The sequence below is a fragment of the uncultured Xanthomarina sp. genome (genome assembly GCF_963971605.1).
Taxonomy (GTDB): Bacteria; Bacteroidota; Bacteroidia; order Flavobacteriales; family Flavobacteriaceae; genus Xanthomarina; species Xanthomarina gelatinilytica.
This window is the reverse complement of the sequence record NZ_CAXATZ010000027.1, coordinates 1-19,923: the sequence shown is the minus strand read 5'-3', so window position 1 is coordinate 19,923 and position 19,923 is coordinate 1. Positions and strand designations below refer to the sequence as shown.

At 35.7% G+C, this 19,923-nt stretch carries 18 protein-coding genes; 12 read left to right on the top strand and 6 right to left on the bottom strand.

The window, feature by feature from the left end; all coding sequences use genetic code 11:
• The first annotated feature begins 203 nt into the window (after positions 1–203).
• The gene (locus AACY93_RS10200; protein WP_286827625.1) at positions 204–2,108 is read left to right on the top strand and encodes a T9SS type A sorting domain-containing protein; all 1,905 of its coding nucleotides are present in this window, start codon (positions 204–206) and stop codon (positions 2,106–2,108) included.
• Between the two features lie 95 nt (positions 2,109–2,203).
• On the opposite strand, the gene AACY93_RS10195 is transcribed toward AACY93_RS10200, so the two are convergent.
• Entirely contained in the window at positions 2,204–3,763 is a 1,560-nt protein-coding gene (locus tag AACY93_RS10195) for a DEAD/DEAH box helicase family protein (RefSeq protein ID WP_007650660.1), read from the bottom strand.
• A gap of 151 nt (positions 3,764–3,914) precedes the next feature.
• On the opposite strand from AACY93_RS10195, the gene AACY93_RS10190 reads away from it, so the two are divergent.
• Positions 3,915–4,493: a pseudouridine synthase gene (locus AACY93_RS10190; protein ID WP_286827624.1), complete on the top strand. Its 579-nt coding sequence runs from the start codon at positions 3,915–3,917 to the stop codon at positions 4,491–4,493.
• On the opposite strand, the gene AACY93_RS10185 is transcribed toward AACY93_RS10190, so the two are convergent.
• On the bottom strand, positions 4,483–5,172 hold the full coding sequence (locus AACY93_RS10185; RefSeq protein ID WP_286827623.1) for a hypothetical protein: 690 nt from the start codon (positions 5,170–5,172) through the stop codon (positions 4,483–4,485). The genes AACY93_RS10190 and AACY93_RS10185 overlap by 11 nt on opposite strands.
• Before the next feature lie 540 nt (positions 5,173–5,712).
• Here AACY93_RS10185 and AACY93_RS10180 point away from each other — a divergent pair.
• Positions 5,713–5,844, top strand: coding sequence for a hypothetical protein (locus AACY93_RS10180; RefSeq protein WP_286854197.1), 132 nt, complete (start codon positions 5,713–5,715; stop codon positions 5,842–5,844).
• Positions 5,845–5,893: 49 nt separating this feature from the next.
• Here the strand turns inward: AACY93_RS10180 and AACY93_RS10175 are convergent, their stop codons facing one another.
• A complete protein-coding gene (locus tag AACY93_RS10175; protein ID WP_286827646.1) occupies positions 5,894–6,262 on the bottom strand; it encodes a hypothetical protein in 369 nt (122 codons plus the stop codon).
• Between the two features lie 154 nt (positions 6,263–6,416).
• On the opposite strand from AACY93_RS10175, the gene AACY93_RS10170 reads away from it, so the two are divergent.
• Positions 6,417–7,730 (top strand): dipeptidase, encoded by a 1,314-nt coding sequence (locus tag AACY93_RS10170; protein ID WP_286854199.1) that lies wholly within the window; start codon positions 6,417–6,419, stop codon positions 7,728–7,730.
• Between the two features lie 138 nt (positions 7,731–7,868).
• On the opposite strand, the gene AACY93_RS10165 is transcribed toward AACY93_RS10170, so the two are convergent.
• Positions 7,869–9,875: a dehydrogenase E1 component subunit alpha/beta gene (locus AACY93_RS10165; protein WP_286827621.1), complete on the bottom strand. Its 2,007-nt coding sequence runs from the start codon at positions 9,873–9,875 to the stop codon at positions 7,869–7,871.
• 123 nt (positions 9,876–9,998) lie between these two features.
• Between AACY93_RS10165 and AACY93_RS10160 the strand changes: the two genes are divergently transcribed.
• Genes AACY93_RS10160 through AACY93_RS10140 form a run of 5 tightly spaced genes read left to right on the top strand, consistent with a single transcriptional unit; the run spans position 9,999 to position 13,979 of the window.
• Positions 9,999–10,949, top strand: a complete 951-nt coding sequence (locus AACY93_RS10160) for a 2-oxoglutarate and iron-dependent oxygenase domain-containing protein (RefSeq protein ID WP_007650669.1) — start codon at positions 9,999–10,001, stop codon at positions 10,947–10,949.
• Between the two features lie 5 nt (positions 10,950–10,954).
• Positions 10,955–11,287 (top strand): translation initiation factor, encoded by a 333-nt coding sequence (locus AACY93_RS10155; protein WP_007650671.1) that lies wholly within the window; start codon positions 10,955–10,957, stop codon positions 11,285–11,287.
• Positions 11,287–12,228, top strand: a complete 942-nt coding sequence (locus AACY93_RS10150; protein ID WP_286827620.1) for a DUF1835 domain-containing protein — start codon at positions 11,287–11,289, stop codon at positions 12,226–12,228. The genes AACY93_RS10155 and AACY93_RS10150 overlap by 1 nt, the downstream gene beginning before the upstream one ends.
• Entirely contained in the window at positions 12,218–13,084 is an 867-nt protein-coding gene (locus AACY93_RS10145; RefSeq protein WP_007650675.1) for a nucleoside phosphorylase, read from the top strand. Before AACY93_RS10150 ends, AACY93_RS10145 begins: the two co-directional genes overlap by 11 nt.
• Before the next feature lie 40 nt (positions 13,085–13,124).
• Positions 13,125–13,979 (top strand): substrate-binding domain-containing protein, encoded by an 855-nt coding sequence (locus AACY93_RS10140; RefSeq protein WP_286827619.1) that lies wholly within the window; start codon positions 13,125–13,127, stop codon positions 13,977–13,979.
• Positions 13,980–14,275: 296 nt separating this feature from the next.
• Here the strand turns inward: AACY93_RS10140 and ung are convergent, their stop codons facing one another.
• Positions 14,276–14,941, bottom strand: coding sequence for a uracil-DNA glycosylase (gene ung, locus AACY93_RS10135; RefSeq protein WP_286827618.1), 666 nt, complete (start codon positions 14,939–14,941; stop codon positions 14,276–14,278).
• Positions 14,942–15,009: 68 nt separating this feature from the next.
• Here ung and AACY93_RS10130 point away from each other — a divergent pair, with 68 nt between their 5' ends.
• Positions 15,010–16,503 carry a YfcC family protein gene (locus AACY93_RS10130; RefSeq protein WP_286827617.1) on the top strand — a complete coding sequence of 498 codons (1,494 nt, stop codon included), beginning with the start codon at positions 15,010–15,012 and terminating at the stop codon, positions 16,501–16,503.
• Positions 16,504–16,506: 3 nt separating this feature from the next.
• Here AACY93_RS10130 and AACY93_RS10125 read toward each other — a convergent pair whose 3' ends face one another.
• Positions 16,507–17,472 (bottom strand): alpha/beta hydrolase, encoded by a 966-nt coding sequence (locus AACY93_RS10125; RefSeq protein ID WP_286827615.1) that lies wholly within the window; start codon positions 17,470–17,472, stop codon positions 16,507–16,509.
• 128 nt (positions 17,473–17,600) lie between these two features.
• Here AACY93_RS10125 and AACY93_RS10120 point away from each other — a divergent pair, with 128 nt between their 5' ends.
• Positions 17,601–19,769, top strand: a complete 2,169-nt coding sequence (locus AACY93_RS10120) for a DNA mismatch repair protein MutS (RefSeq protein WP_286827614.1) — start codon at positions 17,601–17,603, stop codon at positions 19,767–19,769.
• Between the two features lies 1 nt (position 19,770).
• A partial coding sequence (locus AACY93_RS10115; protein ID WP_339611890.1) for a DUF393 domain-containing protein occupies positions 19,771–19,923 on the top strand: 153 nt, incomplete at its 3' end.

Here is a 19,923-nt window from a genome sequence, read left to right as displayed (position 1 = left end):
TTTATTTGTTAATTATAAATTGACATTTATCACTTTTTACAATTGAGTAATGATATAGTGACATTTAAAATAATGTGACAAAATTGTAGATTACACATGTTAAAATACACTATTTTATCGATTAAATAATATTCTTGTAAGATAAAACGTAAATTTTATATGCTTTTTAAATACTTTTGTAAGTCAATTAAAAATTTATAAATATGAAAAAAATTACTTTAATAGGTCTTTTAATGTTGTTTATAACTAACATACAAGTTTACTCACAAACCGAGTTTTGGTCGGACAATTTTGAAGATACCGGGTCTCCATCTTCTGGAGTACGGACTCCTTCAAATGACTTCGGTTTGGGAAACCCTTCCACAATGTATTTTAAAAGAACTACTAACAATGATGTCGATTTGATTTTTGGAAATTATACAGGACAAAATGGTTCAAGTTTTTGGGCAGGCGAAGATCATGATGGGGTTTTTGGCTCTGGTAATGCAGAACAAAACATAACTTATTCAGGTATTGACATCAGTGGTAAAACAGAAATTACCTTTGAAGGTTTATTTGCAGCCAATAACATATCAGCTGCTTTTGAAAATATGACTTTAGGACATAGCCATAGCGATTATCTCATTATTGAATATAGTATAGATGGTGGTGCTTACCAATCGTTACTGCGCTTTTTCTCAAACAACACTACATCAAGTGGAACAAACAACAAAACCTTAGCTGAAGACACCAATAATGATGGTGTGGGTGATGGCGCGCTTTTAACTACAAATTTCACAACATTTGTGAAAACAATTTCTGGCACTGGAACAACCCTTAATTTGAGGGTTCGTTGTTTTACCAATGCTGGAAATGAAGAGATAGCTTTTGATAATTTTAGATTGCTGGAAGCATCATGTGTGATACCAACAATAGTATCAAATCCTGCAAACAGTTATATATGTGTTGGTGGTGATACTACTTTTGTGGTTAATGCAAATAATGCAACTGCTTACCAATGGCAAGAAGATTCTGGAAGTGGTTTTACCGATATTTCAAATGCTGGTATTTATTCAGGTGCAACCACCAATACATTAAGCATTTCTGGAACTAATTCTAATATGTCTGGTTATAACTATCGCTGTATAATTATAAATGGAGATTCAGCCTGTTATTCCATCTCAAATTCAGCATCTTTAAATTTGTCCAATATGATAACTTCTGGTTCAAAATCGGATATCACATGCTATGGGAATGCTGATGGTGCAGCAGCTGTGTCCGTATCTGGTGGTGTAACTCCATACTCTTATAATTGGGCACCTTATGGGGGAACTGGAAGTGTTGCCACTGGACTATCCGCAGGTGTTTATACTGTGACTGTCACAGATAATATTGGGTGTACCACATCAAGAAACTTCTTTATTATGGAACCACAAGAACTCGATGCTTCAGCAAGTTCTCAAATCAATGTGTCCTGTTATGGAGAAAGTAACGGACAAGCAACTGTTTCTGTTACAGGTGGTACTACAAGTTACACTTTTAATTGGACGGGTAGCCCTAATGGTGATGGTACAGATACTGTAACAGGTTTACCAGCTGGTCTTATAACCTGTTATGTTACAGATGCCAACGGTTGTACCGACTCTGTAAGCTTTACAATTACAGAACCTGATATGATTGATACTACCATAACTCAAAACAGTGCACAATTAACTGCAAATCAAGAAGGAGCTACCTATCAATGGTATCAATGTCCAAACACCTTATTGAATGGAGAGACAAATCAAAGTTTTGAAGCCACTGAAATTGGAGATTACAAAGTTGAAATTACACAGGGTTCCTGCACGGAAACTTCTGCTTGTGTAACGGTTTCTACGTTGTCTGTGAAACCTACGGAAGCAATTAGCAAATTTTTGATGTATCCTAACCCTAGCAGTGGAAGTTTTCATATTCAATCGGCTTTAGAAGGAGATTTTTACGTGGTCAACCTTTTGGGGCAAGTGGTAAAAACATTTGATGTAGAAGCGAATATTATGAAAACAATAGCTGTAAACGATTTACAAAATGGAATCTATTTTGTAAAACATCGTATAACAAATCAATCCCAAAAATTAATCATTAAAAACTAAATATATTTATTAAAAGTGTCGTATATCCAGTTGGATTGACACAAAAAAACCTCTCTAAAGCTTATTTAGAGAGGTTTTTTCTTCTGAAGTGTTTGTTAGCTTTCTGCAGGTTTTCCGTGAATTTCTTCAAATACCTCGTCAAAATTCGCTCTTAAGTAAGCCCTTAGTTTCTTTCTGTAATCGTCTTTCAACCATTCCACAAAATTATAAGTGCTTTTACTGATGCATTTGGTATAGCGATGAATTCTATAATCAATATCGTCACCCAGTTTTTTGGCAAGGTCCAAGGCATCGTAAACATCCTCACTGTTTTCGATACATATTTTGGCATGATGCTCAATGGAACGCTCCAAAACCACTTTGGATGACTCCCCATTTCTAACAGCACTGATATAGGTTTCCTTGATATTAAAGTAAACCACATCAGAATTTCCAAACTCAGCACGTAAATCGGCCGGCATTTCATACCTAAAGTTATCTTCCAGTTCTTCATCACTTAAAATATTATCCAGGTAATAGTTAGGGGATTTAAAGATGCGCTGCCAGTCCAAATCGGCTCCCCAAGGCCCAAAACGATGTAGGTTGTTCCCTAAATCGATAACCGTAAAGGTATTTTTGTTTTTTAAAATTCGGGATCCACGACCTATCATCTGGTAATAAAGGGTTAAGGATTTTGTAGCTCTATTTAGGATGATGGACTCTACGGTTGGCTCATCAAAACCTGTGGTTAAAATACTCACTGAGGTTAAAATGGCATCAGGTGTTTGGTTGAACCATTTAAGGATTTTACGACGCTCTTTTTTGGTGTTGGTATTGTCCAAATGTGCAATTGGATAACCTGCAGCACGAAAGGTATCGTACACATGCAAGGAGGTGTTGATCCCATTATTGAAAATAAGGGTTTTCTTCCCTTTGGAACGTTCTTCATAGGCTTGCATGAGCTTGCTAAGCATGTCGTTGTTGGTGTATAAATCTTCAGAAGACTTAACAGTATAATCGCCATTGGCACCAACAACCAAAGAGGTTAAACCTACGTTATAGGAATAAATGTCTGCTTTGGATAGGAATTTGTTTTTAATCAAGGACTCAATGGTTTCCCCAACAATCAACTCATCGTAATTGTCTTTCATCGGTAGTTTGATGTTGGAGCTTAAAGGCGTGGCCGTAACCCCTAAGATAAAAGACTTTTCAAAGTATTTAAACAACTTGGTAAAGGAGTTGTAATGAGCCTCGTCAATGATAACCAAACCAATATCCGAAATATCCAGTTTGTCTTCCTGCAAACGGTTGTTCAAGGTTTCTACCATGGCCACAAAACAACTGTATTGTGCTTGGTCGTCCAGGTTGGCCTTACTGCTTACTACTTTATTGACCACACCAAACTCTTCGAGCATGCTGGATGTTTGTCGGCATAACTCAATTCGGTGGGTCATTACCAACACCTTTTTTTTATGATGTTTTAGGTATTGTCTAACAATTTCAGAAAATATAACGGTTTTTCCTCCACCAGTTGGTAATTGATATAGTAAATGGTAATCTTCTGGAGCTTCTTCAAAGCATTTAAAAATCTTGTCTATAGCTCCTTTTTGATAGCTATAAAGGTCCTTCCCTACACGTCTGTCTTCTAATTCTAAAGATGTAACTGTCTTGCTCATAAATTTTGTAATGTGCAAAAATAAGGTGTTTTCTTAGTTTTTGTAGCTTTAAACCGAATAAAATTCTCAAGTTTTTTTAACATTTGCAGTTGATAAGATTCATTAATGAAACCTAAATTCATTTTAAAACACTCTCTTATTTTATTATATTATGTCCCATTCTAAAATCCATACCCATTTTAAACTCTACAAACCTTATGGATATTTAAGTCAGTTTGTTAATAATCAGAACAAAAGACGAAATAAAAAACTCTTGGGCTCACTTTATCCATTTCCTAAAAACTTGATGGCCATAGGCAGACTGGATGAGAAATCTGAAGGCTTGTTGTTGCTTACAACCCATGGAAAAGCCAGTGAATACATAAGAAGCTCTCAAATAGAAAAAGAATATTACGTATTGGTAGATGGGGTATTGACCTCTGAAGCCGTTTCTTGTTTAATACATGGTGTACGTATTTCGGTAAATGGACAACCGTACCTTGCGAAAGCCAAGGATGCTTATTTGTTTTTTGAAACACCAAATGTGCCAGATAGATTAGTAAGGGATGAAAAACATGGCCCAACCAGTTGGATATCAATAACCTTAACTGAAGGTAAGTTTAGACAGGTTAGAAAAATGACTGCAGCCATTGGCTTCCCTACATTACGCTTGGTGCGTGTTAGGATTGGTAACTATAGGTTGAACCAGATGCAACCAGGCGATGTGGAAGAAATAGAAACTATTCTTTAATTACGATAAGAGTGGCCTTGACACCTGTAGCCAAATTCCATACCCCAGTAGCAATAACATTTCCAGTACTGTCCAGAATTTGAAGTTCGGCAGTATTGGGACCGGAATCACCTTGATTTAAAGCTTGAAAGTCTATTTTATTGAAGCCTTCTACCAAATCCAATTGAAAGCCTTTAAAGGAAGATTGCAATTGCACATCAGACATGACCACATCGTCGTTAACAAAAATACGTACCCTATCACCATCAGGATATTGATGGTCTCTATAGATAACATTTACTTTGGATACTCCTGTTTTAAAATCCCCTAAATATTGATTGGTCGTACTGCCATTATCCCTGGAACCAGCTTCTTCTTTAGTGAATTGGGCGTGTTTTTTTATTTGTTTGGTGTATAATTCTGCTGGATTGCCAAAGGTTTCACTGCTAAACATGGAAAACCCTTTATCGTTAGGATCTGACATCTCGTTCTGTTTGGGAACAGACAAACCATTGATTTTATCGGAATTGGTATTGCTCAAACCTTTGTTTTCTATGGGTTTCGATTCCAATAACGATGTTCCCTGGCTACCTTCCTCACTTTTTACGGCAGGAATACTGGTTGATTCCCTACTGGCATCAATTTGTGAGAATACCGAAACAGAAAACAAACAACAAAAGATGAAACAAATGTATTTCATGGTTAAGCTTTATGATTATAATAATAAGTTCTTAAGAAAACTTATTAATTCAAAAATCGTACCTTAAAAAATAATATCCAATTTTTTATCAAAACTTTAATGAAATAGTTTTTAGAACAATTGAGTCCAGATTCCAGCATTTCCCTCCCCTATTGTTAAAAAATGTTAAATATCTATTATGTTATACATAGTACTGTAACAATTTTATATATCTATCGTCTATCTAGTAACAATCAATCATTTAAAACAAAACATTATGAGAACTTTAAACAGCAATCAAGTATCAGAAAGAACAACAACAAGTATAGGATATACCTGGAACAGCAAAAGACGATATAGATAAACCTATAGACACAATCATCAATCAAAAATAAAAATCAAGAAATCATGAGAACATTAAACAACAATCAATTAACAGAAAGACAAAGCAGTAGTAAAGGTTACACCTGGAACAGTAAAAGAAGATACAGATAGGTATCTAAAAGCAAATTTTTGTAAATCAATCTGTCTAAGTGTTAGGGCAGTAAAAAATCAATTATCATGAAAGCAGTTATTAAAATCTCCAGGGATTCTTACGGGAAAGTAAAACACCTTTCGGTTAATAAACTCATACAGAGGTTTAATAACTCAGATGAAGAACTTTGGACAGGCATTAAGCGTTTTGCTCATTGAATATTTTGAAATTAGCACAAAAAAAACCAGCAAGTTATTGCTGGTTTTTTTATTCATTGGTGTTTATTGTTGTCTCTTCTTTATTCATAACACCATAATGTATGGTTACTTTCCTTCTTCCCCAATGTTTTGCAGCTTTAACATCAGTTCCCATATAAATGTCAATTTTATTTTTCCAGCGTGAGTGCATTCTGTCCTTTACCAAATAGATGCCTTCCAGTCCTTCAATCTTCACAGGTGTATTATAATCAAGCCCCAAAGCCTGTAAATCCCTTGAAACAGCTATGTATTTTAAACCAGGCTTTAAACTGTCGCCAAAAGCAGTTATATGAGGGTTGCTATTTGTTTGATAGGCCAAAGAGTTGTAAGCAGAAGCTGTAACCTCTAATGGTTTCCAAGTATAAGGGTCATTAAACATAGTACAACCCGAGTTCCATACAAACAACGATAAAGTGAAAAAAAATTTAATAATCATCTTTTTATAAGCTAAAGTTTAAAGATACAATTTTTACTTAGATCTTAGATTCAATTTTGTTTTGTAACTTCACAAGACGAACCAACAAAACAAATACATGAAAACCAATGTATTAATTATCATATTTGCCATAGCATGTTTTTCCTGCAAAAATGATGTCAAACAAGTCCCTGAACAAGATATGAAAAACGATTCCCTTGCCCTAATGGAGCGCGCCAAAGCCATACATGAACGTATAATCACCATTGATACCCACGATGATTTTGAGTTAAGTAATTTTACGGATTCCATCAATTATACCCAAGATTTAAGTTCGCAAGTAACCTTGCCCAAAATGAAAACGGGAGGATTGGATGTTATTTGGCTAATTGTATATACGGGCCAGGACACCCTAACAAATACAGGCTATAAAAAAGCTTATTCTCAAGCGATGTCTAAATTTGATGCCATCCATAGATTGGTTGACGTGTATGCGCCAGACCAAATAGAATTGGCTTTAACGTCAGATGATGTTAAACGAATCCATGCTTCTGGAAAAAAGGTAGCGATGATTGGTGTCGAGAATGGTTTTCCAATTGGATTGGATATTAAAAATGTTGAAAAGTTCTACAATCTAGGAGCACGATATATGTCCTTGGCACACAATGGCCACAGTCAGTTAAGCGACAGTCATACAGGAGAAGCAGATGGCGTTTGGCTTAATAACGGATTAAGCGATCTTGGAAAAGAAGTGATTGGTGAAATGAACCGTTTGGGGATGATGATAGATGTGTCACATCCTTCCAAAGAAGCCATGAAGCAAATGATTGCACTAAGTAAAACACCAATTATAGCTTCACATTCGGCAGCTAGGGCCTTAAGTAATGAAAGTAGAAATCTGGACGACGAACAGTTGCAATGGTTAAAACAAAATGGTGGTGTGGTACAAGTGGTTGCTTTGGATGATTACTTAAACATCAACAAAATGAATACCAGGAACAAAAAAATAATAAGCATACAAAAACAAGTGGCTGATTCCTTAGGTGTTAAGTGGTACGCATCAAAAGAGGAAGTCATGGCGTTGAAACCACAAGAACAAAATGAATTTTTTGGATATTATAAAAAAGTGCTGGACCTGGCTAATGCCAAAGCCAATAAAATAGAAGGCTTCCCTCCTAACGTAAATGTAGCGGATTTAGTAGATCATATCGATTACATCGTTGAAAAAATTGGCATAGAACATGTTGGTATTAGTAGCGATTTTGATGGTGGTGGTGGTATTGAAGGTTGGAATGATGCTTCTGAAACCTTTAATGTCACTTTGGAATTGGTAAAACGTGGTTATACCGAAGAGGAAATCGACTTGATTTGGGGTGGGAATTTGTTGCGTGTATTGGACGAAGTTCAGGCTTATGCAAATTCTTTAAAATAAACCAGCTCAGTTTTAACAAAGTCGATAACACCAGTTATTATTATCTATTTAAGAATTCGTTCAGTTATTATTGAATAATTTTGCCACGAACACACGATTTAATTTTTACATCAAATTCATGTGTTCGTGGCAATAATACTAATAAGCCAACAACTCCTTCAAAGCTGTTTCAAACTTGCCTTTTGCTAAATATTGTGTTTCCAGTTGATTGATAAACGGAATAGGTGTTTCCATACTTGCCACACGTTTTACTGGTGCATCTAGGTCTTCAAAACAGTTTTCCATAATCAGGGAAGAAATATCCGAAGCAATACCACCAAACAAAGAATCTTCCTGTAAAACAATGGCACGACCGGTTTTCTTAACTGAAGCATAAATGGTTTCGGTGTCAAGAGGCTGTAAAGTCCTTAAATCTATAACATCTGCTTGAATGTCCGGATTGTTCTCCAGAGTCTCCAAAGCCCAATGTACTCCCGCTCCATAAGAGATTATGGTAACCTCATTCCCTTCTTTTAAAAGAGAAGCTTTTCCAAAGGGAAGTGTAAAGTAATCGGTTGGAACTTCTTGCCTGATGCTTCTATACAAGGCTTTATGTTCAAAGAACAATACAGGATTTGGATCGTTGATGGCGGTTGCCAATAAACCTTTGGCATCTAAAGGAAATGCGGGATAAACCACTTTTAAGCCAGGTGTTTTGGTAAACCATGCCTCATTGGTCTGCGAATGAAAAGGGCCTGCAGCCACTCCAGCACCACAAGGCATCCTTACTACCACATCGGCTTCTTGGTTCCATCTATAATGTGATTTGGCCAAATAATTGACCACAGGGTTAAAACCAGACGTAACAAAATCTGCAAATTGCATTTCAACAACAGCTTTCATACCTGCAATGGATAAGCCCATTCCGGCTTCTACGATGGCAGATTCACATATAGGCGTATTTCTTACACGATCTTTCCCAAAATGCTCAACAAAACCTTCGGTAATTTTAAAAACACCACCATATTCTGCAATATCTTGACCCATAATCACCAAATTATCATGTTGCTCCATGGATTGCTTTAAGCCTTCGGAAATGGCATCAATCAAACGGAGTTCCTTGGTGTTTGTATTTTGCGTAACTTCTTTATATTCAAAAGCTTTGTATACATCATTTAACTCAACGCTTTCGTCTGGAACAATGGCTTTTTCATCAAAGGCCATTTGAAGGTGTTCATTGATTTCATGAACAATAACTTCTTTAATAGCAACTTCTTCCGTTTCGGTTAAAAGCCCTTCCTCTTTAAGGTAGGCCTGATAATTTTCTAAAGGGTCTTTTTTAGCCCAAGCGTCCATTAAATCTTGAGGCACATATTTGGTACCACTAGCCTCCTCGTGCCCACGCATTCTAAAGGTTTTAAACTCCAGCAATACAGGACGTGGGTTTTGCCTGATGCTTTCAGCCAAGTCCCTTACTTTGGTGTAAACTTCAATGATGTTGTTACCATCTATAATATGGGATTCCATACCATAGCCTAAAGCACGATCTGCAATATCTTTACAGTTGTATTGTTCATTTGTTGGCGTGGAGAGTCCGTAACCATTGTTTTCCACACAAAACATAACAGGCAATTGCCAAACCGAAGCCACATTTAATGCTTCATGGAAATCGCCTTCGCTGGTACCACCTTCTCCAGTAAATACAGCTGTCACCTGATTTTTATTTTGAAGTTTGCTTGCCAGGGCAATCCCATCTGCAACACCCAATTGTGGTCCCAAATGGGAAATCATGCCCACAATCTTGAATTCTTGTGTTCCAAAATGAAACGACCTATCGCGACCTTTGGTGAAACCATTTGCTTTTCCTTGCCATTGACTGAACAAGCGATGCAATGGGATCTCCCTAGTTGTAAAAACCCCTAGATTTCGGTGCATGGGTAAAATATACTCCTCATTTTTTAAAGACATGGTAACTCCCACGGCAATAGCTTCTTGGCCAATGCCAGAAAACCATTTGGAGATTTTGCCCTGACGTAATAGAATAAGCATTTTCTCTTCTATTAATCTGGGCTTAAGCATGTTTTTGTATAATTCCAATAATTCGGCGGAATCCAAATTAGCTTTATTGTATTGTATTTCAGTAGGTATAGACACGTGCGTACTCATAAAAATTGTTTGTCAAATATAGTATAAATTGAGAATTACAATCGAAATTCTTAAAATAATTAGTGATCAAAACTTTATAATGTTTTCGTACATTTGTAATACATACTTATTAAAATAGATACCATGAATAATATACCTAGTGTTAATTTAAACGATTTCACTTCGGGAGATCCAGTAAGAAAGCAAAAGTTTGTTGATGAAATTGGTAAAGCTTATGAAGAGATAGGCTTTGTTGCCTTGAAAGGCCATTTTTTGGATGATGCCTTAGTGGATAAACTGTATAGTGAAGTGAAAAAATTCTTTGCACTTCCTTTGGAAACCAAACAGAAATATGAAATAGAAGGCATTGGTGGTCAAAGGGGATATATCTCTTTTGGAAAGGAAAGCGCCAAAGGCAAGAAAGAAGGCGATTTAAAAGAGTTCTGGCACTTTGGGCAGTATGTGGAAAACAATCCGAAACTGGAAGCAGAATATCCAAAAAACGTCGAGGTTGAAGAGCTTCCGGAATTTAATAAAGTAGGTAAGGAAACTTATAGAATGCTGGAAAAAACTGCCAAATATGTATTGCGTGCCTTGGCTTTGCATTTGGGCTTGGAAGAAACCTATTTTGACAATTACATCCATAATGGAAACAGCATCTTAAGACCTATCCACTATCCTCCAATCTTAGAAGAACCAAAAAACGCAGTTCGTGCTGCAGCTCATGGAGATATCAACCTCATTACCTTGTTAATGGGTGCCCAAGGACGTGGTTTGCAAGTTCAAAACCATAAAGGCGACTGGTTGGATGCCATTGCAGAACCTGATGAATTGATGATAAATGTTGGCGACATGCTTTCCAGGCATACCAATAACAAACTAAAATCTACCATTCACAGGGTAATCAATCCACCAAGGGAACTTTGGGGAACCTCGCGATACTCCATTCCGTTTTTTATGCATCCTGTGAGCGATATGAAATTGGATGTTTTGGAAAGTTGTATAGATGAAGACAACCCAAAACAATTTGAAGACATCACTGCAGGGGAATTCTTAAACGAACGTCTTGTTGAGTTGGGATTAATCAAGAAATAGCAGCTATGGATTTACAGGATCAATTAAAACAACTTTTTCCGGACCATAAACCAGACCCATCCACCCAAGAACCTGAGGAAGAAACCCAAGGTCTATGGATGCAAGAGGATCCTATTATCTGTAAATATGAAAAACGTAAAGGCAAACCCATTACCATTCTTGAAGGTTATACTGGAGCCACAGAAGATTTTAAAACCTTGGCCAAAGAGATAAAAACCACCTTAAGTGTTGGAGGCAGTTTTAAAGATGACAAAATCATGATTCAAGGGGATTTTAGGGATAAGATTATGGAAATCCTTAAAGATAAAGGTTTTCAGGTAAAACGTGTTGGAGGATAATGAGCCTAAACACCTTGCATATAACCAATGGAAGTAGTTTAACCACCTACTTAAAAGAACTTGATGTTCCTGGAGAGATATTAACTTGGCAGGAAATGTTGTGTGAAGGGCCTACTGCCAGAAATATAGATTCTGAAGAATTTTTAGCAAAACGAAAAGCCTTTTTAAACGAGTTTTACCAAATAGAAATCAACGAAACCGAGTACAAAAATGAATTGGCCATTTTAGATAATTCGGAAGCGTTTACTGAAATCATCCTTTGGTTTGAATACGACTTGTTTTGTCATATCAATCTCTTGGCGGTTATTAAATTGCTGAAAGAAAAAAACATCAAACTCCCACTCTATTTGGTTTGCAGCGGAAGGGTTAAGGGAGAAACCGAACTGAAAGGACTTTCAGAATTGAATACAGAGCAATTGTTGCAACATTATAAAGACAAAGTAAAATTAACGGAAGCAGATATTGACATGGCCATTTCCATTTGGGATATTTACTGTGGGAAAGACCATAACCTATTAAAACCTTATATCACGCAAAAGTCCTCTTTTAAATATCTTAGCAACTGTTTGAAAGCACATTTAAAACGGTTCCCGAACTTAAAATCCGGATTGAATGCCTTGGAAAAAAACATTCTTAGCATCATAAAAGAAAAAGAAGTAAAATCCAGAAACCAGTTAATGGGCTATGTGCTTAATTACCAAGGATATTATGGCTATGGAGATTTGCAAATTTACCGTTTAATAGATTTGCTTCAAATGTTTTACACGGAAGAAGACAACAAGATAAGTTTAAATAGAAAAGGTCATGAAGCTCTAATAGGCAATCATAATTTTTCTTATCAAATAAATAATAATTTGACTTTTGGAGGCATCAATCGCTTAGATTTTTCATACGATAGTCACACCAATAAATTAATTAAAACCCCATTAAATGTCAATTAAAGATTCAGAATTAATTTTAAATCCAGATGGTAGTATCTATCATTTAAATTTAAAACCAGAACATATTGCACACGATATCCTTTTGGTAGGAGACCAAGATCGTGTAGAGAAAATCACCAAACATTTTGACAGCATTGAATTTGCTACTCAAAAAAGAGAGTTTAAAACCCAAACAGGATATTATAAAGGCAAGAGATTAACGGTTCTTTCCACTGGCATTGGACCCGATAACATAGATATTGTTTTAAATGAGTTGGATGCTTTGGTGAATATCGATCTAAAAACCAGAAAACCCAAAGAGACCCATACCAGTCTTAATTTTGTTCGTGTTGGAACATCCGGTTCTTTGCAAGCCGATGTGCCTGTAGATGGTTTTGTTATCAGTTCTCATGGATTGGATTTAAATGGCATGCTGCATTTTTATAAAATAGATGATATTAGCAATCCAGAAATAGAAGAAGCTTTTGTTGCATTTACGAACTGGAATAACAAAAAAGCACGTCCTATAGTTATAAACAACAGTAAAAAATTGGAAGCAATTTTTGATGGCAATGAGGTATATAAGGGTTTAACAGCAACAGCTGGTGGTTTTTACGGCCCACAAGGGCGTGTGTTGCGATTGCCTTTGCAAGATCCAGATTTGAACAAAAAAATGGACACCTTTAGCTTTAATGGCATGAGAATTACCAATTTTGAAATGGAAACCTCTGTTATTTATGGCTTATCCAAACTGCTTGGTCACCATGCACTTTCATTAAATGCCATTATTGCCAACAGAGCCACAGGACAATTCAGTAAAGACCCAAAAGCTGTAGTGGAAAGACTTATTGCCTACACACTAAATAAACTGGTGTGATTTTTTTAATGCCTTTTGTATGGCAAATCAAATAATTTAAATGAAAACAATTCATATTGGAGGTGTTCCAGAGCATTTTAATTTAGCCTGGTATTTGGCACTTAAAAATGGGGATTTTAAAAAAGCTGGAATCAACTTAAGATGGGAAGATTATCCTAGTGGCACTGGAGCAATGACCAAGGCCTTAAGAAAAGGAAACATTGATTTGGCTGTTATTTTAACCGAAGGCATCATTAAAGATATCGTAGAAGGCAATCCCAGCAAAATAGTACAAACCTTTGTTCAAACCCCATTGATTTGGGGAATACACGTGGCTGCAAAATCAAATTACCAAACCATAGACCATTTAAAAGGAACCAAAGCTGCTATCAGTCGTTTTGGTTCTGGATCTCATTTAATGGCCTATATCAATGCCCAAAACAATCAATGGAATGTGAATACGGATTTAGACTTTGAAGTCGTTAAAAATGTGGAAGGTGCTGTGGAAGGTTTAACACAGGGTAAAGCCGATTATTTTATGTGGGAAAAATTCATGACTAAACCACTGGTAGATAAAGGTATCTTTAGACGTGTAGGAACCTGTCCAACGCCTTGGCCATGTTTTGTTGTTGCAGCTAGAATGGAGTCTTTGAAAACGCATCGCGATGAAATTAAAACCATATTGGAGATAATTAACCGTATTACAATAGATTTTAAAAACATCGCAGATATCGATAAGGTCATAGCCAATAGATACCATCAAAAAATTGAGGATGTGCAAGCGTGGTTATCCCTTACAGAATGGTCTCAAGACCTTATTTCAGAAGAAACCATACATAAAGTTCAAGATCAATTGTTGGCTTTGAATATTATTCCAAAAAAGTTGAATTATTCCGATTTGGTGACTCAAATCTAGTCTGTGATTTTAACATAAATATTCCTTAAGGATTTTTAAAATCAGCTAGAAATCACCGCTTTAAAAATGGCATTTTTCAGAAAATGTTAAAAAATATTTAATTTTTAACAATGAATCTCTTATATTTGTCGGTACAGGAGTTTAAAAAAAACAATTGCTTATGCTATTAACAATTACTTTAATCCTTTCTTTTTTAGTTGCCGTAAATTTTTTATTGCTGTTTTTTAGTTGTAACAAAACCACGCGACGTACTGATACTGTACAAAAACAGACAACCATCATTATTAAACCTGAGACTACCACGCAACAGGCTGTAAGCCAACTTGCTCCAACAGGTAGTTAGTTTTACTAAAATGTTTATTTCCAAACCAAAAGCCTCTATTGGCACTTAATGGAGAAGGATGTCCTGTTTCCAAGATAAAATGTTTGTGTTTGTCTATTAATTTTGCCTTCTTTTTCGCATATCCTCCCCAAAGTAAAAAGACTACTTGCTCTTTATGTTCATTAATTATTTTAATTACAGCATCTGTAAACTGTTCCCAACCTTTTTTTTGGTGACTTCCTGCCTCTCCTTCCCTAACGGTTAGTGTGGCGTTTAATAAAAACACACCTTGGTCTGCCCATTTGTTTAGATTACCACTTTTGGGATAAGGAATGCCTAAATCCTGTTCCAGTTCTTTAAAAATATTTATTAAAGAAGGAGGATGTGCCACATCTTCATTCACCGAAAAACACAATCCATGTGCTTGTCTATTTACATGATAAGGGTCTTGACCTATAATCACCACTTTTAAATTTTTAAAGGAAGTATGTGAAAACGCATTAAAGATGTCTGTAGCTGGAGGAAAACATGTGTTGTTTTCATATTCTTTGGAAATGAAATTGGATAAGTCCTGAAAATAAGGTTTTTCAAATTCTTCCTTTAAAAAAGGCAACCAACTTGGGTCTACATTAATTGTCATTTTATATCTTCGCTTTTAAGTTTCAACTAAAATAATACTATCTATATTCTAATTAAAATAATAAACACTTGAAAAATATAAAATTCCCAACAGCACAAACCATTTTATTGTTAATAGCAGCTATTGTAGCCCTTTTAACTTGGGTTATTCCTGCTGGAAAATACGATTCACTTTCTTACAACAAAGACACCAATACCTTTACTAGAAGCAGTATGGAAGGTTCCACCACCTTGGAGGCTACTCAAGAAACCTTGGAAACATTACAGGTGAAAATTCCTTTGGAAAAATTTACCAATGGAGACATATGGAAACCTATTTCCATTCCCAATACCTATCAGGAAGTGGAGCCAAGGCCTCAAGGGCTTCTCGCGTTTTTTAAATCGCCAATCAAAGGAATTATAGAGGCTGCTGATATTATTTTTCTTGTATTGATTATAGGTGGTTTAATTGGAATCATGAATCTTACAGGAGCTTTTGATGCAGGTATTTCATGGTTGGCGAAAACGTTAAAGGGTCATGAGTATGTCCTTATTATTTTGGTAACCATCTTGGTTGCATTAGGAGGTACTACTTTTGGCCTGGCAGAAGAAACCATAGCCTTCTACCCTATTTTAATCCCCATGTTCCTGGCAGCAAAATATGACGCCATTGTACCGTTGGCAGCTATTTATATAGGTTCCTCCATTGGTACCATGTGTTCAACCGTAAACCCATTTAGTGTCATCATTGCTTCTGATGCTGCTGGCATTAACTGGACTACAGGATTCACGGGAAGATTGATAATGCTTATTTTGGGAACCCTTATCTGTATTATTTATATTTTACGATATGCCAATAGAGTTAAAAAAGATCCTTCAAAATCCATTATCTATAGCCAAAAGGAACAAATTGAGGCTATGTTTGGAACCACTTCCAATGCTACTGTTGTATTGACCACTCGATTACGTCTCATCTTATTTGTGTTTGCCATGTGTTTTGTGGTAATGATATATGGGGTTTCTCAACTGGAATGGTGGTTTTTGGAAATGACAACGGTCTTTTTTGTTGGAGCCATTCTTATAGGTATTATTGCCAAAATTCAAGAAGCCAATTTTGTGGAAACCTTTGTTAAAGGCGCTGGAGATTTATTGGGAGTTGCCATTATTATTGGAATTGCAAGAGGTGTTTCGGTGTTGATGGAAGACGGTTTTATTAGCGATACTCTTTTGTTTCATTCCAGCAACCTAACCGAAGGAATGAACAAAGGTCTTTTTGCCAACGTTATGCTTTTTATTTATGGAGGGTTATCATTTTTTATCCCTAGTTCTTCCGGAATGGCTGTATTGACCATGCCTATTATGTCGCCACTAGCCGATACAGTAGGTTTTGGCAGGGAAATTATTGTGAATTGTTATCAATATGGAATGGGATTATTTGCTTTTATTAACCCAACAGGTTTAATTTTAGCATCTTTAGCAATTGTAAAAGTAGGATACAACAAATGGCTGAAATTTGTGATCCCGTTGGTTGTTATCCTAACAATTTTCACCATGATAGCTTTAACCATACAAGTGTATCTTTAAGACCTATTGATTTGTAACACTGTTTAAAAACTCCAAAATTTTAGTGTTGACCACCTCTGGCTGATCTACAGATAAAAAATGTCCTGCATTTTCAATTTTATCTCCTTGTCCATAAGGGATTAATTTTCTGGCCATAACCAGTGTTTTATCGTTATTTATCATATCATCATCTCCTATTAATACCAAAACTGGCATTTTTAAGGATTCAAAATCTTTTTTTGAGAATGGTTGCATGTCCATAACAAACTTATTGATGGAGTCTTTTTCCACACCAATGTAATATTGTTCCAAATAGGTTTTATTGATGTTGTCCACATTGCTGGACATGGACTTTAAGTTTTGTTCCATTTGCTTTTCTTTTGATGATAAGGCATAAATGATATTTTTAAGCAAATCGGCACTTGGTCTTATCCAAATAAAGGTTTGGGCAGGACTCAACAAAGTCATGCTTTTTATTCTGTCTTGATGGTTTAAGGCTAAATTTACGGCTAACCAACCACCTCTGGAAGCTCCAATAATATGATAGCTCTCCAATTTAAGCTTGTTTAGGATTTCTTGATACCAAGCTGCAATTTGCGTTACATTTTCTATGTCTTTGGTTTTATAGGATTTTCCTGGTTCCAAAATAAAATCGATGGCAAACACACGATATTCCTGGCTTAAGGTTTCTATATTAGGATACCACATGGTAGAACTGGCATTCATTCCATGCAATAAAACCAAAGGTTCACCAGATTCCGGACCACTCACAACCACATGTGCCGTTCCATAGGTTGTAGGTATGTATAATTCCTCATAAGGCACCTTCCATATTTTTAATGTGGCATCATAAGCATCAAAATAAAGCTTGTTTTCTTGGGAAGGTGATGTGATATATTCAGGCTTTTTAGTGTATTTTAAATAGTCTTTTTTGCAACTTACCATCATTGCAAATATGAACACCAAGCTAAAAAAAATTCTATATTTCATATATAATATGTTAGTCTTTCAAAATTAATCAATATAAATGGTATCAAATAATAAGCTTCCTGTTAGTTTTAAAACATATTGTGTAAATTAGCATGTTTTAAAAAAGTTGCTTTTAGAAGCAAAAAAACATGATACACATTCATAATAAAACCCTTCAAGACCTAGAATTTTCAACTGTTTTGCAACAAATAAGCGAATTGTGCATTACAGCTTTGGGTCATGAACAAACTTTAAAAATTGAACCATTTAAAAGTAAGGAAGCCGTTTTAAACAGTTTAACGCTAACGAATGAATTTTTAGCTTCATTTTACAACGACAACCGAATTCCCAATCATGGTTTTGAAACCATAGCCAAGGAACTAAAGCTGCTAAACATTGAAAACACTTATTTGGAAGCTCATAGCTTGAAGAAAATTGTGGCTATTTCCTTGACCTCAAACGAGATCATCAGGTTTTTAAAAAAGTTTGAGGAATATTATCCAAAATTATATGAATTTGCTTCAAATATTGAAGTCACCAAAGTTATTATTGATCAAATAGACCTTATTATTGATAGATTTGGAGATGTAAAGGATACGGCATCACCTCTCCTTTCAGAATTAAGACAGGAGATCAACAAAATTAAAGGTAAAATCAATCAGAGTTTCACCACAGCGTTAAACAGCTACCATCAGCTCGATTATTTGGATGACATCAGGGAATCGGTTGTGGACAACAAACGTGTGCTTGCCGTTAAAGCCATGTACAGACGCAAGGTAAAAGGTGCCATTATGGGAGGAAGTAAAACAGGTAGCATTGTGTATATAGAACCTGAAACCACCTTACAGCACACCAGGGAATTAAACAATTTGGAATATGAAGAACACGAAGAAGTTATTAGGGTTTTAAAGTCCTTAACAAACTTTATTCGGCCGTTTTTGCCACTTTTGAAACAATATCAAGAGTTTTTAACCGAAATGGATGTGATTTCTGCCAAAGCCAAATATGCCAAATCCTTGAACGCTGTTTTACCAGAAATCAACACCAACCGAAAATTGTTTTTACGTGATGCCTATCATCCCTTATTATACCTTAGTAATTTAAAAAAGAAAGCCAAAACCTATCCTCAAAGTATTGAGCTAAACCAGGAAAATAGAATCATTGTGATTTCCGGGCCCAATGCTGGAGGAAAAAGCATCACGCTTAAAACGGTTGGTTTACTGCAATTAATGCTTCAAAGTGGTATGTTAATTCCGGTTCACGAACGTAGTAGCGTGTATTTATTCGATAGGATTATTACAGATATAGGCGATAATCAATCTATAGAAAACCATTTAAGCACCTATAGCTATCGCTTAAAACAGATGAACTATTTCCTGAAAAAATGCAATAAAAACACTTTGTTTTTAATTGATGAATTTGGAACAGGTTCTGACCCTGAGTTGGGAGGTGCTTTAGCAGAGACGTTTCTTGAAGAATTTTACCATCGTGAAGCCTTTGGGATTATTACAACCCACTACTCCAACCTTAAAATTTTGGCCAACGAGTTGCCCTATATGCAAAATGCCAATATGATGTTTGATGAAAAAACCCTGGAACCCATTTATAAATTGGCCTTGGGACAGGCAGGAAGTAGTTTTACTTTTGAAGTGGCTCAAAAAAATGGGATTCCCTACGGTTTGATAAACAGGGCCAAAAAGAAAATAGAAAAAGGCAAAGTAAGATTTGATAGAACCATAGCTAAACTTCAAAAGGAGCGTTCCAAATTAGAAAAAACAGAACAATCCTTAAAAGTCAATGAGCGAAAAAAGCAAAGTGAAGCCGAAAAATTGGAAGAAATCAATGCCAAAATCCAAAAAAAACTGGAAAGCTATCAAGAATTGTATGATAGCAATCAACGTTTAATATATTTAGGACAAAAAATAGACGATCTATCGGAAAAGTATTTTAACAACAAACAAAAGCGGGATTTGATGAATGAGTTGTTCAAAATCGTTCAAATTGAAAATTCCAAGCGAAAAAAGGTTTCTGTAAAGCAGAAAAAAGCAGAAAAAGCCAAGGAAAAACAAGTAAAGCTAGAAGTAGAGAAATCGGTTGAAGTTATTCGAAAAAAGAAAAAGGCAGCCAAGAAAAAAGAAGCTTTAAAACCACCTACACCCAAACCAACTTTAAAAGTAGGCGATCGTGTAAGACTGGAAGATGGTCGCGCTGTTGGTAGCATAGACAGTATAGAAAAAAATAAAGCCATAGTTAATTATGGCATGTTTACAACCAAAGTAAGTTTGGAACAGTTGGAGCTGGTAGAAGCCATAAAGTAGCATGATACAAAATTTGCCAAAAAATAAACAACTTATTCTTTTTGATGGTGTTTGCAACCTTTGCAATGCCAGTGTGCAATACGTTATAAAACACGATAAAAACAATGTATTTATGTTTGCACCTTTACAAGGTGAAACAGGACAACTTATTATT

What these genes read in the sequence shown, in the direction of transcription:
- AACY93_RS10125 (WP_286827615.1), bottom strand. Translation starts at nt 17,472, where the DNA reads ATGAAATATAGAATTTTTTTTAGCTTGGTGTTCATATTTGCAATGATG.
- AACY93_RS10120 (WP_286827614.1), top strand. Translation starts at nt 17,601, where the DNA reads ATGATACACATTCATAATAAAACCCTTCAAGACCTAGAATTTTCAACT.
- AACY93_RS10160 (WP_007650669.1), top strand. Translation starts at nt 9,999, where the DNA reads ATGAATAATATACCTAGTGTTAATTTAAACGATTTCACTTCGGGAGAT.
- AACY93_RS10145 (WP_007650675.1), top strand. Translation starts at nt 12,218, where the DNA reads ATGTCAATTAAAGATTCAGAATTAATTTTAAATCCAGATGGTAGTATC.
- AACY93_RS10175 (WP_286827646.1), bottom strand. Translation starts at nt 6,262, where the DNA reads ATGTTTAATGACCCTTATACTTGGAAACCATTAGAGGTTACAGCTTCT.
- AACY93_RS10195 (WP_007650660.1), bottom strand. Translation starts at nt 3,763, where the DNA reads ATGAGCAAGACAGTTACATCTTTAGAATTAGAAGACAGACGTGTAGGG.
- AACY93_RS10155 (WP_007650671.1), top strand. Translation starts at nt 10,955, where the DNA reads ATGGATTTACAGGATCAATTAAAACAACTTTTTCCGGACCATAAACCA.
- AACY93_RS10190 (WP_286827624.1), top strand. Translation starts at nt 3,915, where the DNA reads ATGTCCCATTCTAAAATCCATACCCATTTTAAACTCTACAAACCTTAT.
- AACY93_RS10165 (WP_286827621.1), bottom strand. Translation starts at nt 9,875, where the DNA reads ATGAGTACGCACGTGTCTATACCTACTGAAATACAATACAATAAAGCT.
- AACY93_RS10170 (WP_286854199.1), top strand. Translation starts at nt 6,417, where the DNA reads ATGAAAACCAATGTATTAATTATCATATTTGCCATAGCATGTTTTTCC.
- AACY93_RS10140 (WP_286827619.1), top strand. Translation starts at nt 13,125, where the DNA reads ATGAAAACAATTCATATTGGAGGTGTTCCAGAGCATTTTAATTTAGCC.
- ung (WP_286827618.1), bottom strand. Translation starts at nt 14,941, where the DNA reads ATGACAATTAATGTAGACCCAAGTTGGTTGCCTTTTTTAAAGGAAGAA.
- AACY93_RS10185 (WP_286827623.1), bottom strand. Translation starts at nt 5,172, where the DNA reads ATGAAATACATTTGTTTCATCTTTTGTTGTTTGTTTTCTGTTTCGGTA.
- AACY93_RS10180 (WP_286854197.1), top strand. Translation starts at nt 5,713, where the DNA reads ATGAAAGCAGTTATTAAAATCTCCAGGGATTCTTACGGGAAAGTAAAA.
- AACY93_RS10150 (WP_286827620.1), top strand. Translation starts at nt 11,287, where the DNA reads ATGAGCCTAAACACCTTGCATATAACCAATGGAAGTAGTTTAACCACC.
- AACY93_RS10200 (WP_286827625.1), top strand. Translation starts at nt 204, where the DNA reads ATGAAAAAAATTACTTTAATAGGTCTTTTAATGTTGTTTATAACTAAC.